This is a genomic window from Cloacibacillus porcorum, assembly GCF_001701045.1.
In the GTDB taxonomy this organism is placed as follows: Bacteria; Synergistota; Synergistia; order Synergistales; family Synergistaceae; genus Cloacibacillus; species Cloacibacillus porcorum.
Window position 1 is genome coordinate 1,284,198 of record NZ_CP016757.1, and the last position, 14,693, is coordinate 1,298,890.

Here is a 14,693-nt window from a genome sequence, read left to right on the forward strand (position 1 = left end):
AAATGAGAAGCCGTAGCGATAATGATTTGGGAGGCCTGCCAGTTGACCACGAACAGATATATACTTGCCGCGAAGAAGATCCGTACCAGCGTTATTCCTCTGGTCATCCTCCTCGCCTTTTTTGCCATGATCTCATGGTATATCATCAAGCCGCTGGCAATGCCTCTCATGTGGTCGATCCTCTTCTCCTATTTCGCCTACCCGATCTTCACCTTTTTGCATGAGCGGCTTTTTCATGAAAGATACCGCAATGTCGCCGCCGCTGTCAGCACCGGCGTGATCCTTGTATTCATCGCGCTGCCGCTGCTGACGCTGTCCATCTTTGTCACGCGGGAGGCTATCCGTATCAGCCGGCAGCTTATGGAGAGCGGCCTCATATCCGGCTCTTACGCCGATATCATCATTGCCGTCAAGTCGCTTCCCATCTTCGGCGGTTTTGTAAACGAACTTGACCTTATCACTGATCTGCCAATAGTCGACGCGCTGATAAAGGACAGCGCGCGCTACGTAACGACCTTTCTGACGATGGTCTCCAGCCATATTTTCGAGAGCATCCTTAAGCTCGCGCTGATAATTCTGATCGTCGCCATCACCTCTTTCTTTCTTGTACGCGACGGACGCCGGATGATAGATTATGCTACGGACCTGCTGCCGCTGCCGGAGGAGGAGCGGGCCGGCTTTGTGCGGCGCACCGCTGTGATGCTGAGAGCCGTAGTCTGCGGCATCATTATGACGGCGGCGGTTCAGGGCACTCTCGGCGGCCTTGGCTGGTGGTATGTTGGTCTCCCTCATCCCGTATTTTTCGGCTTCTGTATGTTCATGACGGCGATGATCCCCTTTGTCGGCACTCCGGCGATCTGGGTGCCCGGTTCTGCGGTGCTCTTCCTGCACGGAGACCTTTCGAACTGTGTCATTCTTTTGTTGTGGGGGCTGCTTGTCGTCAGTTCGATAGATAATTTTATCAAGCCGATCTTTATCTCCGAGGGCAGTAAAATACACATGCTTCTGATCTTTATCGGTCTTTTCGGCGGCCTCTACGCCTGGGGATTCCTCGGCGTCTTCGTCGGACCGCTTATCCTCTCGCTCGCGCTCTTCCTGCTCGACATATACCACAGTATCATCAAGACACCTGGTGATAACTGTTTTATGGAGGCTAAAGAGGATGATTAAAATTTTCGCCGTGTCGGGATTTAAAAACAGCGGTAAGACGACCCTCTGCCGCAGGCTTCTCGCCGAACTTGCGGAACTTGGGGTACGGACGGGATATATAAAAAGAAGCTCAGACGATGTCCTGGAAGATGGAGGCACCGATACCGCCTCCGTGGAGAAAATGGGAGTTGCCGCAGCGCTGTGGGGTAAGGACGGCCTGCGCTTCGAAGAGGCGGAGCTGGAGCCCTTTACGCCGGAATATATCGTCTCGCAGTATTTTCCTGACGCGGAGATCGTGATCCTGGAGGGCGGCAAATATCTCAGTCTGCCCAAGATATGGGTGGAGAACGGAGAACCTCGCCCCGCCGATGTGCGCGGAGTATTTATGGTGTATGACAGAAAAGGGGCAGGCGACGGGGAGATGCGCTTCGGTGAGGGCGATGAGGCTCTTATCGCCGAGAGGCTGGCGGCCACCGTCCGCGGAAAATATTACCGCAGCTCTAAGGTCTATATCGGAGACCGTCCGCTGCCGATGAAAGACTTCATCGCCGATTTCGTCCGCGGGGCGGTCCTCGGCATGCTCGCCTCCTTAAAGGGCGGAAAGGGCCCTAAAGCGCCGGTTCGCATATATCTTGACGGTGAAGTGAAAAAATAGGCCGGATTTATTGTGAATACGCCCAAATTAGGCTCTTTGACGATATTGCTTAATGCGTCTCTTGAAGATATAATAGTTCACTGATTCGACACACAGTCGATAATATAAAACCTTCAAGGGGGGCACTTCAACAATGAATATCTTAACCATTGTAGGAGGCATAGGAGTAATCGCATTGCTGTTCGCGGCATATGCGTCGGGCAAAATCACGGTGTTCAAAGTAGAAAACGACCGTGTAAACGAACTATCCGGAATCATTCAGGGAGGAGCGATGGCGTTCCTCTACAGAGAGTACAAGGCGCTTGTACCCTTCGTCATTATAGTAGCGGCGCTTCTGGCGTGGAAAATAAGCGTACCGAGCGCCATCTGCTTCGTCTGCGGCGCGATATGCAGCGCCTTCACGGGCTACGTCGGCATGAAAGTGGCGACCAAATCCAACGGTAAGACGGCCTTCGCGGCTATGCACGGCATGAACGACGCCCTCACAATCGCCTTCATGGGCGGCAGCGTCATGGGCATGACGGTAGTCGGAGTGGGCCTCATCGGAGTGGTAGCCATGTACTTCCTCTTCCAGAGCCCGGACACCATAACGGCCTTTGGATTCGGAGCGAGCTCCATAGCGCTCTTCGCGCGAGTGGGCGGCGGCATCTACACCAAAGCGGCCGACGTGGGAGCGGACCTTGTAGGTAAAGTAGAGGCTGGAATCCCCGAAGACGACCCGCGCAACCCTGCGGTCATCGCGGACAACGTTGGAGACAACGTAGGAGACATCGCGGGAATGGGAGCGGACCTCTTCGAATCCTACGTCAACTCCATAATAGCGGCCATGGCCATAGGAGCCATAACCCTTGAAGCCACGGGAGTCATCTACCCGCTCATGCTTGCGGCAATCGGAATAATCGCCTCAATACTTGGAACCTTCTTCGTGCGCGTCAAAGAGGGAGGAGACCCTGCGAAAGCCCTTCGCTACGGCCTTGGCTCCACGGGGCTCTTCATGCTCGTCGGCACCTACTTCCTCACCAACTGGATATTCGGCGGCGACCTAACCCTCTTCTACGCCGTTCTCTCGGGAGTCGTCTCCGGACTTCTCATCGGAGCGGCGACAGAATACTACACCTCGGGAGACTACCCGAGCGTCAAAGAAATAGCCTCCGCCTCTGAGACGGGAGCGGCGACCAACATCCTCGCGGGACTTGGAGTAGGAATGAAATCCACGGCCCTGCCCGTAATCCTCGTCTGCTGCGCGATAATCGCGGGAGTCTACTTCGGCGGCCTCTACGGAATCGCTTGCGCGGCGGTGGGAATGCTGGCCATAACCGGCATGGCCCTCTCAGTTGACGCCTACGGCCCCATAGCGGACAACGCTGGAGGCATAGCGGAAATGGCGGAACTCCCTGAAGAAGTGCGTGAAATCACCGACCACCTTGACGCGGTAGGCAACACCACGGCGGCGGTAGGCAAAGGGCTTGCGATAGGCTCCGCGGCGCTGACGGCGCTGGCGCTCTTCGTAGCCTTCGCGGAGGCGACCAACCTTAAATCCATAGACCTCAAAGACCCCTACGTCATGGTGGGCCTCTTCATCGGGGGACTACTGCCCTTCATCTTCAGCGCCCTCTCCATCCAGGCGGTGAGCCGCGCGGCAGAAAAAATGATAGAAGAAGTCAGAAGACAATTCAGAGAAATCCCCGGAATCATGGAAGGAACGGGACGTCCTGAATACGAGCGCTGCGTAGACATCTCCACGGCGGCGGCCTTAAGAGAAATGGTCGTTCCTGGAATCATGGCGGTTCTTGCGCCGGTGCTTGTAGGTTACCTCCTTGGAGCGGCGGCGCTTGGAGGAATGCTTGGCGGATCGATAGTGACGGGAGTAATGATGGCGATCTTCATGTCCAACTCCGGAGGAGCGTGGGACAACGCGAAAAAATACATAGAATCGGGTCACTTCGGAGGCAAAGGCACGGCGCCGCACGCGGCGGCGGTAGTTGGAGACACGGTAGGAGACCCCTTCAAAGATACAGCGGGTCCTAGCCTCAACATCCTCATCAAGCTGATGTCCGTGGTCGCCACCGTTCTTGCCCCTCTATTTGCACTGTAAGGCGATAAACAGATTAAAAGCTGTGATAATATAAATTAGAGGGAGAGTTACAGCTCTCCCTCTAATCTTCTTAATGAAGCCCCGCATATCAATATCCGTGCGGCGCTGATGAACGGTTTCGCAGACAGCGGCGCGGAGTGCCGCCGCTAACCTGCGAGATATACATTACGAAGCGTTGACGTTGAGGCGAAAGTTCAGTCCTTTGCGAAGAGGAGGCAGTCTATGGCATCTGACGATGTCCGTGAAATAAAATCAAGGCTCGACATCGTTGAGATCGTATCCGAGTATGTGAAACTCAAGAGGAACGGGCGTACCTTCTGGGGATGCTGCCCCTTTCATAATGAGAAGACGCCCTCTTTCAGCGTCTCGCCGGAGCGTCAGACTTACCACTGTTTTGGCTGTGGAAAGGGCGGAGATATCTTCTCCTTCATTATGGAGACGGAACATCTTGAATTTCGCGAGGCCCTTGAGAGGCTTGCCGAAAGGGCCGGTGTTACGCTGTCGAGAGGACAGCAGAATTCTGCGGCGCAGCGTGTGAACAGAGATATAAATCTCACGGCGCTTGACTTTTTTTTAGAATCACTGACGGCTGCCAGCGGAGAGCCGGCGAGAAAATATCTTGAGAGGCGTTCCCTTCCTCTTGATGTATGCCGCCGTTTTGAAATAGGCTGGGCTCCGAACTCCTGGGATATGTTGGTTCGCAGGCTCCAGAAGAAGGGTTTCACCTCCGCGCAGATACTCGAAAGCGGCCTTGCCGGCGAGGGGCGCGACGGAGGATGCTATGACCGATTCCGTGGGAGGGTGATCTTCCCAATATACAATATAACCGGACGTCTGATCGGCTTCGGCGGCAGGATGATCGACGGAGAGGGAGCGAAATATCTCAACAGCCCGGAGAGCAGGCTCTTTAACAAGAGACATAACCTCTATCTGCTCGATAAGGCGAAGACTTCGATGAATGCTAAGGGGCACGCGATACTGACCGAGGGATACCTTGACGCGATACGCGCGCACCTCTTTGGATATACAAATACGGTGGCCTCTCTGGGTACGGCGCTTACCCAGGAGCAGGCTTCGCTGATAAAACGCATGACAGGATTGTGCTATATCTGCTATGATTCAGACTCCGCCGGACAGGAGGCGGCGCTGCGTGCCATGTACACTCTTCACGCGGAGGGGGTCGTGGCGAAGCGTGTCATCTGGCAGGGAGGCAAGGACCCCGACGAAATATTGCTGCAGCCGGGAGGTCCCGAGCTTTTTGAAGGAGCCATCGCGGAGGCGCTGCCGCTGCCGCTCTTTCACGCGCAGCTGCGAAGCGAGGCGCTGAGGGATCCGGTGCTGGCGCCGGAGGCGCGCAGAGATCTGCTTGACGGTCTCGCGTCGCTTTCGATTTTTGACGTAATGCCATACTTGGACGAACTGGGAAATATACTCGGCGTATTTCCCCACGAGGTACAAAGTATGCTGGAGGAGCGAAAACGCCAAAGGCCGGAGGTTCATTCAAGGAACAGACGAGAGCGGGATGAAGGTGATTTTGTCCCTCCCGAGCAGAACTACGCGGACGACCTTGAATATATGCTCTGCAGCCTGCTGTGGAGCAGAAAGGATATACGCGAGGCGTACCGGGCCGAGGAGCTTATGTGCTACATAGAGGATATGGGGATACAAAATATCGTATTTGCGCTGCTCAGCGGCGACGATCCGGAGGAGTTGGAGCGGCGCTGGCAGCAGATGAACGATATGAGCGGAATGCAGATAATCGCCCGCGGAAACAGCCTTCTTTCCCGGGAGGGGATCAGCGGGGAGACCGCCGAAAAGCTGATGGGGACTTTAAGGCGCAAATATTTGAAAAATCGGCTCGCCTCCCTTGTCAGGAAGATAAAAGAGGGCAATATTTCAGAGAGCGAATACGAGGAATATTTAAAATATACAAGATTATTAAAAGGAGGGAGCATAAAGGCATGAAGAAGACAAAGAGTAAAAAAGAAGAAATTATGCCCGAAGAGACGTCCCCTATAACGGAAGATGGCGCGGAGTCTATGAATGATGAGGCGATGGCTGACGATATATCGTCTGTGGACGACGTTGATATCGACCAGCTCAGCCTTGAGGAGCCGCCTGTTGATGAGCCGGATCTGATCGACGTCATAGCGCCGATCGACGAACCCGAGGAGGACAGCTCCGTATCGCCGCTTGGAGACGATACCGAGGGAGCCGACTACAGCGCCTACATAGATAACGTGCGCGACCTGCTGCACGAGGGCCGCGAGAAGGGCTTTGTAACATACGAGGATATCGAAAAGAGGATGCCGAAAGATTTCCTCACCGCCGACATTCTTGACAATCTATATATGAATCTTATGGAGCTCGGCGTTGACGTCCTCGACGAGCCTAAGACGAAGGTCGACCCCTCAGAGGGAGAGGCCCTTGTGCCTACGACGGTCAACAACGAGGATATGGGCGACCTGGAAGATCTGCCGCTATCCGATCCCGTGCGTATGTATCTCAGGGAGATCGGCAAGATACCGCTTCTCACTTCGGAAGACGAGGTCATGCTCGCCAAGGGGGTGGAGTCGGGAGACGTCGCCAGCAAGGACGCGCTTGTAGAGGCTAACCTCAGGCTCGTCGTCAGTATCGCAAAAAAATATATCGGCCGCGGTATGCTCTTCCTTGACCTGATACAGGAGGGCAACCTTGGGCTGATCCGCGCGGTGGAGAAGTTTGACTATCATAAGGGCTATAAATTCAGCACTTACGCGACCTGGTGGATACGGCAGGCGATAACGCGCGCGATCGCGGACCAGGCGCGCACGATACGTATACCGGTTCATATGGTCGAGACGATCAATAAACTTATCCGTGTTTCACGTCAGCTCGTGCAGCGGCTGGGACGGGAACCGACGGCGGAGGAGATAGCGGCCGGAATGGAGATACCCTCCGACCGCGTCGAGGAGATACAGCGTATTGCGCAGGAACCCGTATCACTTGAAACCCCGATCGGAGAAGAGGAAGACAGCCAGCTGGGAGATTTCCTTGAGGACAAGGATCTGCCCAGCCCCGAAGAGGCCGCCGCGAGCCAAATACTGCGCGAGCAGCTGGACGAGATGCTTGACGACCTCACCGACCGCGAACGCGAGGTTCTGAGGCTGCGCTTCGGACTTGAGGACGGCCACGCCCATACCCTCGAAGAGGTTGGCCGGCGTTTCGGTGTGACACGCGAGCGCATTCGGCAGATAGAGGCGAAGGCACTGAGAAAGTTGCGGCACCCGAGCCGCAGCAAGAAGCTCAAGGATTTCCTGGAATAGGTATGGAAGAGACACCCGGCATGTAACTGACGGGTGTCTTTGCCGTTTAGGAACTTTGCTACTTATTGCACGAACGCTGTAGAAGCATTATACTTTTGAAGTATAAGTGGGGTGAGATTTTGAGGCTGGATAAATATCTGAAGCTGTCGCGCCTGATAAAGCGCCGGACGGTGGCGCAGGAGATGGCGGAGATCGGCGCGGTGCGTGTCAACAAGAGGCAGTGCAAACCCGCCGCCGAAGTTCGTGAGGACGATGTTGTTGAGATTGCCTATCCGCGTCGTATTCTGACGGTTAAAGTGCTGACGGCGGACGAAACGGCCCTCAAGAGGAACGCGACCGCATATACAGTGATAGAGGAGAAAGAGGCCGCCGCCGGCGAGAAGCCGTGGTAGGTATAAAAGAGTCAGCCCGAAAGAGGAAAGGGGAAATCAGGTTGTCACGTATAGAGAGTATTCACGCCAGAGAGATATTGGATTCCAGAGGCTTTCCGACCGTAGAGGTCGAGGTCAGGCTTGACTCGGGGACGATGGGAGGCGCGAGCGTGCCCTGCGGAGCTTCCACCGGTACCTATGAGGCATTTGAGATGCGTGATAAGGACAGCGGAAGATATCGTGGCCGCGGCGTCCTCGACGCGGTAAAGAATATAAACGAGGTCATCGCTCCCGCGCTTAAAGGGATAGACCCGACGGAACAGGCGCTCGTCGACAATACGATGATCGAGCTTGACGGGACGCTGCATAAAATACGTTTGGGTGCGAACGCGACCCTCGGCGTTTCGCTCGCTGCGGCGCGCGCCGCGGCTAACGATCTCGTGATCCCCCTCTGGCGTTATCTGGGAGGGCTCAACGCCGATCTGATGCCGGTGCCGATGATGAACGTCATAAACGGCGGCGTACATGCCGACAACAATCTGAATATACAGGAGTTCCTCATCATCCCGCACGGAGCGCCCTCCTTCGCAGAGTCGCTGCGTATGGGAACCGAGACATACCACGCGCTGAAGGATATCCTCGCGCGTACGGGAAAACCTACGGGTACGGGGGACGAGGGCGGCTTCTCCTGCGATTTCCGTGACCCGGACGAGGTGCTGGAGACTCTGATGCTCGCGATAAGCGAGGCCGGATACCAGCCGGGACGCGATATTTCGATCGGCCTCGACGTGGCTGCAAGCCAGTTCGCGGTCGAGGGGGCCTACCAGTTCCCCGGCTCCAACTGCCGTTTCACCGCGTGTGAGCTTATCGATATGTATGAGAATCTCTGCGCGAAATATCCCGTTATCTCGATCGAGGACGGCCTTGCGGAGGATGACTGGCAGGGCTGGGTCTCGCTCACCGAGCGTCTCGGCAAAAAGATCGAGCTTATAGGCGACGATCTCTTTGTGACACATAAAGACCGCCTGAAGATAGGTATTGAGAAGCACGCGGCGAACGCGGTCCTCATTAAGCCGAACCAGATCGGTACGCTGACGGAGACGCTGAATGTCTGCGAGATGGCGCTGCGCGCCGGATATAACCGGATAATTTCCCACCGCTCCGGCGAGACCTCCGATTCTTTCATCGCCGACCTCTCGGTGGCGACGGGAGCCGGACAGATAAAGGCGGGAGCGCCGCGCGGCATGGAGCGGGTCCGTAAATACAACAGGCTGATACGCATAGAGGAGGCCCTTGCGGGGCGTTCCGAGTTTGCGGGAAAACCCTCTCCCAGGGTATAGAGGAGGACAATATATGAAAGTAGCGGAACCAACGGTAGAGAGGCTCATACAATACTACCGCCTCCTGATGCTGATGAAGGAGGAGGGACGAAAGGTCGTCTCCTCGCTTCAAATGGGTGAGATGCTCGGCATCAAGGCGAGCCAGGTGCGCAAGGATCTCTCCTACTTCGGCGAAATAGGAAAGCGCGGCGTCGGTTACCATGTGAACCGTCTCTGTGCGCATATTGAGAATATACTCGCCTCGCCGCGCGTATGGCGGGTGGCGCTGGCCGGCGTGGGAAACCTTGGCACCGCGCTGATGGGGCACACCGCCTTCCAGAGCTATAAGTTCAACGTTGAGGCGCTCTTCGACGTCGACCCGGAGAAGGTCGGCCGTAAGGTGATGGGGGTGGAGTGCTTCCATTCGGACGACATCGCCAGGGTGATGGAGGAGCGGAACATAGAGGTGCTTCTGCTCGCGGTACCGGCCGCGGCGGCGCAGGCCTGCGTCGATAAGGCCGTCGCCTCGCCGACACTGAAGGGAATACTCGCCTTCACACCCGCGACGGTGGTCGTCCCCGAGAGGATACTCTTTTACCGCGTGGATATCTTCGTCGAACTTGAGAAGCTTCTCTTCTTTCTCAAGGAACAGGAAAAACAGCATTAGCGCCAAATCTGAAAAAATGGATATAGTCACAACGGGCGATATCATGATAAAATACCCGTTGTGGCGGAAGAAACAAATTAAAAACAAGTTTTGTAAGGAGGAATTTCTTTGGGCCAGCAGGGCGGTTTAACAAGTATGTTGCTACCTCTCGCAATGTTTGCGGCGATATTCTATTTCATGATTATCAGGCCGCAGAAGAAAAAACAGAAGGCGCATGAAGATATGCTCGCCAGCATCAGTAAGGGAGATACGGTGATAACCGCCGGAGGGTTCTTTGGAATAGTCCGCGAGACCCTCGATGACAGCTACATCATCGAACTTGACGAAGGCGTTAAGGCGCGTATCCTTAAAAGCTCCATCTCGATGAAAAAGAGCGACGGCAGCACGGCAGGCTCACAGCCTAAGAAAAAGAAGTCTAAGAAATCCGAGGCTTTGGCTGAGGAAAATAAGCCGGAGACCGAAGCGGCCAAACCGGTGGAGGAGGCTCCCTTGCTGGAGGCCGCCGCGGTAGAGGGCGATCCCGATGCCGACGTAGTCGAAGAGAGCATCGCCGCCGCCGAAGATAAAGATGAGGAAGCTAAGAAAGAGGCGTAAGCACAGCCTTTAACGTTACTCTGTTTTTCTACGGAGAGGACAACTTTAACGGGTCCACTCCGTTTTCTTTGTGAGGAGGCGCATGTAGATGCTAAAGAGAGACAAATGGCGGCTTATTCTGGTCGTTGTAGTTGTCATAATTGCCGCGGCAGTGGCATTTCCCGTAAAGGGGAAAATACGCCTTGGCCTTGACCTTAGAGGCGGCGTCCATATCATACTTCAGGCGAAGGGGACGCCGGAGAATCCGCTCACCCCGGACAGCCTTGAGAGACTTCTTGTCGTTCTCCGCTCCCGCGTGGACCAGTACGGCATCGCCGAACCGGTGATCCAGCGCGAGGGCGAAGACCGTATCGCCGTAGACCTTCCCGGGATAGAAGATCCGGAGGCGGCTCTCGACCTTATCGGCCGCACCGCCGTTCTGCAGTTCCGCCAGGTACTTGGAGAATCCCCGCGTGTGCCGGCGAAGCCCGTGCGCGCGAATTATGACAGCGACGAGCAGTTCAAAACTGCCGAAGATCGCTGGACGGCGGCGAAGAACGAGGTTGACCTTTACATAAAACAGATGGAAGAGGCGGTCAAATCAAATCCCGATATGGCGGTCGCCAGAAGCGAAAACGGCAGCGCCTACCTCCTAGGCAAGCAGTATGTCGGCGGCGGAGAGCTTACAAAGGCGGAGACGAACTTTGACCAGTTCGGCAAGGCGGCGGTCTCTCTGAAGTTCAACACGGAGGGCGCGAAGCTCTTTGACGAGGCGACGGCAGCCAACATCGGCAAACAGATCGCCATCGTGCTCGACGGCATCGTCATCTCCGCGCCGGTCGTTCAGCAGCGTATATCAGGCGGAGAGGCCCAGATCACCGGCTCCTTCTCTACCGCGGAGGCCAACAGGCTTGCCATTATGCTCCGCGCAGGCGCGCTTCCGGTCTCTGTCGAAGTCCTGGAAAACCGCTCTGTCGGCCCCTCCCTTGGAGCGGACTCAATACATGACGGAATCAAATCCGGCCTCATCGGCGCGGCGCTCGTCGTCATCTTTATGGTGGTCTACTACGGACTGCTGGGGATCGCCGCCGATATCGCGCTTGCCGTAGCGATGTTACTCGTCGTATCCGCGCTCATTATGCTTAAATCGACGCTTACGCTTCCCGGCATCGGAGGTATGATCCTTACGATAGGTATGGCGGTGGACGGCAATATTCTTATATACGAAAGAATGAAAGAGGAGTTCCGCTCCGGCAAGACGATGATGGCGGCCCTTGACACCGGCTTCCGCAAGGCGCTCATCGTAATCCTGGACTCGAACATTACTACGCTCATCGCCGCGGCGATACTCTTCTACTTCGGAAGCGGCCCGATACGCGGCTTCGCCGTCACGCTGAGCATAGGCGTCGTCGCCTCCGTCTTCTGCAATACGGTGGTCACGCGGACGCTGTTGGGAATAGTCCTCTCGGCGCGTAAGACCCATACTCTATAAGAAGGAGGCAATAGGAAATGGCTACATTTGACGCTTCAAAACTCAACTTTCCGTTTATGAAGTACCGGAAGATGCTGATAGGCATCAGCCTCGTATGTATCCTCGCATCGTTTGGCCTCCTGATGACAAAAGGGCTGAATCTCGGCGTTGACTTCACCGGAGGGCTCGTCCTTCAGGTCAAATTTGAAAAGCCGGTCGACATTGCTGAGGTGCGCTCGGCGCTGAGCAAGATCGACCAGGGCAACGCGACGATACAGGCCTTTGACGCCACGGACGTGCTCCTGCGCTTCCAGGCACAGGACGATCAGGTCCGTAAGGATGTGCTCGACGTGCTTAAGACCGATGTGGGAAACTATAAGGTCCTGCGTATAGATAAGATCGGCCCCGTAGTCGGCAGCGAGCTCCGCGCGCAGGCGACATACGCGCTGCTGCTTGCCCTTGCCGGCATTCTCATCTACATGGCCTTTCGCTTCCGCTTCCGTTTCGGCGCCGCGGCCGTCATATCCCTAATGCACGACGTAATTCTGATGCTCGGCGTTTACAGCCTTACCGGCAAAGAGGTCTCTGTCACCTTTATCGCGGCGATCCTCACCGTTGCCGGATACTCGCTGAACGACTCGATAGTCGTGCTCGACCGTATCCGTGAGAACTGGGGACAAGTCCGCGGAAAGGGTATCGTCGAACTGGTAAACACCTCGATAAACCAGACCCTTTCGCGTACGATCAACACCTCGGTGACGACGCTGCTGCCGGTCATCTCCATGTATCTTTTTGGCGGAGAAGTTATTAGTAATTTCGCCTTCGCCTTCCTCATCGGTATCGGCGTCGGTACATACAGCTCGATCTATATCGCAAGCTCTATGCTGGTAGAGTGGTACCTGCGCTCGCCGAAGTACTAACGCGGGCAGTTACGTCAAATACTTAAAAAATCTCTCCCCTTGCGGGGGAGAGATTTTTTTTATGTTATGTTGTATCATATAACCGTATATGAAGACAGGCAAAGGCCATTGCCCTTTGCCGACTGGAGGGATTTTGTTTGAAAAGCTATATACTCGCGATTGTACTGACCATGTTTCTCTCTGCGCTGTTTGCCTTTCAGAATATCGGCGACGTAACCATCCGCTTCCTTATCTTTGAATGGACGCTGCCGCAGGGAGTGTGGGAGGTAGTGCTCTTCTCTTCAGGGGCGGCCATTATGTGGTTCTTCTCCCTCTTCTCAGTCTTTGAGGTGCGCTCAAAGTATAAGAAAGAGCTGAAGCAGAAGGATGAAAAGATCGCCGCTTTAGAACAGGAAAAGAAGACGATCCTCGACTCCTTCGTTGCCAGGACCGAGGCAGCGCCGGAGAACCGCTCACAGGACAGCGGTGCCCCGGAGGCGGGAACGGCGGAATAACCTTTGGTCGTACGCTGTACCAAAGACTCACTGAACATCTTTACCCAGTCAGCGGTCTCAGCGGAAATAGCGGCGAAATTTAATTGTTCACCTTTGCAGGCGTCATTGTTGGAGATGCGCGGGCTTACCGCGGATGTGATGCCGCGTGAGGTGGAAAATTGGCTTTCCCCACATTTACCGCGCCTGTTGGAGAAGCTTGATTTGGGGGCAGAAAATAATAGAGCGGCGGAGTTGGTGCGGGGTCTCACACCAACCTCAAATGTCGTTGTCTACGGCGATTACGATGTGGACGGCATCTCCGCGACGGCGATCGCGATGGAGCTTGCGCTTGTACGCGGCGCTCATGTGCGCTATTTCATTCCGCACCGTTTCAACCAGGGATACGGCCTTCACAAAGAGGTCGCGACGACGATCGCTAAGCGCGGCTGTGACCTGGTGATCGTCGTCGACTGCGGCTCGCAGGACGTCGAGGCGGTGGATACACTAAAGAAAAGCGGCATTCCCGTCATCATCTTTGACCATCACCTTGTCGAGGGGACGCCGGCTTGTTGTGATACGATGATAAACCCGCAGATATCGGGGGACGCCGCGGCAAAGAAACTATGCGCCACAGGCGTCATTTGGTGTTGGGCCTGGCAGAACGAACTGCTTACCGAACGTCAGCTGATGCGGATGCTTGACGTCGTGGCGCTGGCTACGATCGCCGACTGCGTTTCCTTGGCCTCTTCGCTTAACCGCGCGCTTGTGCGCGAGGGGCTGAAATCGATCCGCACGCATACGCGCCCCGGCCTCAATATCCTGATGGAACAGCTGGGCATCGCCCCATCGTCAATAGACACCGAAGACCTCGCGATGAAGATAATTCCCTGCCTCAACGCGGCGGGGCGGCTCTATCTCGCCGACCTTGCGGTGGATATACTCTTCCCGAGCAAGAATCTCGCGAGCAATGTCGGCAGGCTTATCGCGCTGAATCGCAAACGCCGCGAGCTCTCGTCGAAGATACTGGAGCAGGTCGACAGCGCCGAAAAGGGCGAATACAAATATGTGCTCACCAACAGCGACTGGTCGGTGGGGGTCCTGAGCAGCGTCGCGAGCCGCATCTGCAGTGAGCGTAATTCGCCGGTGGCCCTTGTGGCAGCGGTGGGTGACATTATGCGCGGTACGCTGCGCATGCCGGCGGGCGGTGATGCGGTCGGTGTGCTGAAAAAGCTGGCTCCGCTGCTCAACACCTGGGGCGGCCACCGGCTCGCGGCCGGTTTCAGCGTGAAGAGCGAGAACTGGGACAAACTGCGCGGCATGATGGAGACGATGCTCTCCGAGGTCAAGGTCGTCGGCGAAAAGGAGGATCTCCTCTACTGGAACCCCCTTAATATGGATATGAACACCTGGTCCGAGGCGGTAGCGCTCGGCCCCTTCGGCATGGAAAACCCCGCGCCGATGCTTTACGCCCCTTACGGGGGGCAGATGCGTGTGGTACCATTGGGCAAAACGGGAAAACATGTTAAGGTCGAGCTCGGTTCGGCCTCGCTTCTGGCCTTTGGCGCCGCCGATATGTTTGACAGCCGCGGGGACATCGACGGCTGGGTATATAAGCCCCGCCTCGATACGTGGCGGAACGTCACCTCTCTTCAGTTTATACTTGAAAAGATGGTAGTCCAGGAGCAATAATTCGTG

The 14,693-nt window shown here is 55.8% G+C and carries 13 protein-coding genes; all 13 read left to right on the plus strand.

Annotation, left to right across the window (positions count from 1 at the left end; translation table 11 throughout):
* Positions 1 to 42 precede the first annotated feature (42 nt).
* The 13 genes from BED41_RS05830 to BED41_RS05890 all read left to right on the plus strand — a co-directional run bounded on the left by BED41_RS05830 (position 43) and on the right by BED41_RS05890 (position 14,687).
* On the plus strand, positions 43 to 1,170 hold the full coding sequence (locus BED41_RS05830; RefSeq protein ID WP_066743992.1) for an AI-2E family transporter: 1,128 nt from the start codon (positions 43 to 45) through the stop codon (positions 1,168 to 1,170).
* On the plus strand, positions 1,163 to 1,804 hold the full coding sequence (locus BED41_RS05835; RefSeq protein ID WP_084002279.1) for a molybdopterin-guanine dinucleotide biosynthesis protein B: 642 nt from the start codon (positions 1,163 to 1,165) through the stop codon (positions 1,802 to 1,804). The genes BED41_RS05830 and BED41_RS05835 overlap by 8 nt, the downstream gene beginning before the upstream one ends.
* 133 nt (positions 1,805 to 1,937) lie before the next feature.
* A complete protein-coding gene (locus BED41_RS05840; RefSeq protein WP_066743994.1) occupies positions 1,938 to 3,899 on the plus strand; it encodes a sodium-translocating pyrophosphatase in 1,962 nt (653 codons plus the stop codon).
* A gap of 222 nt (positions 3,900 to 4,121) precedes the next feature.
* The gene (gene dnaG, locus BED41_RS05845) at positions 4,122 to 5,864 is read left to right on the plus strand and encodes a DNA primase (protein WP_066743996.1); all 1,743 of its coding nucleotides are present in this window, start codon (positions 4,122 to 4,124) and stop codon (positions 5,862 to 5,864) included.
* Entirely contained in the window at positions 5,861 to 7,204 is a 1,344-nt protein-coding gene (gene rpoD, locus BED41_RS05850; RefSeq protein WP_066743998.1) for an RNA polymerase sigma factor RpoD, read from the plus strand. Before dnaG ends, rpoD begins: the two co-directional genes overlap by 4 nt.
* A 119-nt stretch (positions 7,205 to 7,323) precedes the next feature.
* Positions 7,324 to 7,596, plus strand: a complete 273-nt coding sequence (locus tag BED41_RS05855) for an RNA-binding S4 domain-containing protein (protein WP_066749012.1) — start codon at positions 7,324 to 7,326, stop codon at positions 7,594 to 7,596.
* A 41-nt stretch (positions 7,597 to 7,637) separates the two neighbouring features.
* Complete coding sequence (eno, locus tag BED41_RS05860; protein WP_066744000.1) at positions 7,638 to 8,915, plus strand: phosphopyruvate hydratase; 1,278 nt, start codon at positions 7,638 to 7,640, stop codon at positions 8,913 to 8,915.
* 13 nt (positions 8,916 to 8,928) lie between these two features.
* Positions 8,929 to 9,561, plus strand: coding sequence for a redox-sensing transcriptional repressor Rex (locus BED41_RS05865; protein WP_066744002.1), 633 nt, complete (start codon positions 8,929 to 8,931; stop codon positions 9,559 to 9,561).
* Positions 9,562 to 9,696: 135 nt separating this feature from the next.
* The gene (yajC, locus tag BED41_RS16920; protein WP_084002280.1) at positions 9,697 to 10,155 is read left to right on the plus strand and encodes a preprotein translocase subunit YajC; all 459 of its coding nucleotides are present in this window, start codon (positions 9,697 to 9,699) and stop codon (positions 10,153 to 10,155) included.
* An 88-nt stretch (positions 10,156 to 10,243) separates the two neighbouring features.
* Positions 10,244 to 11,626, plus strand: a complete 1,383-nt coding sequence (gene secD, locus BED41_RS05875) for a protein translocase subunit SecD (RefSeq protein WP_066744004.1) — start codon at positions 10,244 to 10,246, stop codon at positions 11,624 to 11,626.
* Positions 11,627 to 11,643: 17 nt separating this feature from the next.
* Positions 11,644 to 12,525 (plus strand): protein translocase subunit SecF, encoded by an 882-nt coding sequence (secF, locus tag BED41_RS05880; protein ID WP_066744006.1) that lies wholly within the window; start codon positions 11,644 to 11,646, stop codon positions 12,523 to 12,525.
* A gap of 137 nt (positions 12,526 to 12,662) precedes the next feature.
* Positions 12,663 to 13,019: a LapA family protein gene (locus BED41_RS05885; RefSeq protein WP_066744008.1), complete on the plus strand. Its 357-nt coding sequence runs from the start codon at positions 12,663 to 12,665 to the stop codon at positions 13,017 to 13,019.
* Positions 13,020 to 13,133: 114 nt separating this feature from the next.
* A complete protein-coding gene (locus BED41_RS05890; protein WP_168160237.1) occupies positions 13,134 to 14,687 on the plus strand; it encodes a single-stranded-DNA-specific exonuclease RecJ in 1,554 nt (517 codons plus the stop codon).
* The last annotated feature ends 6 nt before the right edge of the window (positions 14,688 to 14,693 follow it).

Excerpts from the sequence above, each read along its gene's own strand:
- BED41_RS05840 (WP_066743994.1), top strand. The coding sequence starts at position 1,938 with ATGAATATCTTAACCATTGTAGGAGGCATAGGAGTAATCGCATTGCTG.
- secF (WP_066744006.1), top strand. The coding sequence starts at position 11,644 with ATGGCTACATTTGACGCTTCAAAACTCAACTTTCCGTTTATGAAGTAC.
- dnaG (WP_066743996.1), top strand. The coding sequence starts at position 4,122 with ATGGCATCTGACGATGTCCGTGAAATAAAATCAAGGCTCGACATCGTT.
- secD (WP_066744004.1), top strand. The coding sequence starts at position 10,244 with ATGCTAAAGAGAGACAAATGGCGGCTTATTCTGGTCGTTGTAGTTGTC.
- BED41_RS05865 (WP_066744002.1), top strand. The coding sequence starts at position 8,929 with ATGAAAGTAGCGGAACCAACGGTAGAGAGGCTCATACAATACTACCGC.
- yajC (WP_084002280.1), top strand. The coding sequence starts at position 9,697 with ATGTTGCTACCTCTCGCAATGTTTGCGGCGATATTCTATTTCATGATT.
- BED41_RS05835 (WP_084002279.1), top strand. The coding sequence starts at position 1,163 with ATGATTAAAATTTTCGCCGTGTCGGGATTTAAAAACAGCGGTAAGACG.
- rpoD (WP_066743998.1), top strand. The coding sequence starts at position 5,861 with ATGAAGAAGACAAAGAGTAAAAAAGAAGAAATTATGCCCGAAGAGACG.
- BED41_RS05890 (WP_168160237.1), top strand. The coding sequence starts at position 13,134 with ATGCGCGGGCTTACCGCGGATGTGATGCCGCGTGAGGTGGAAAATTGG.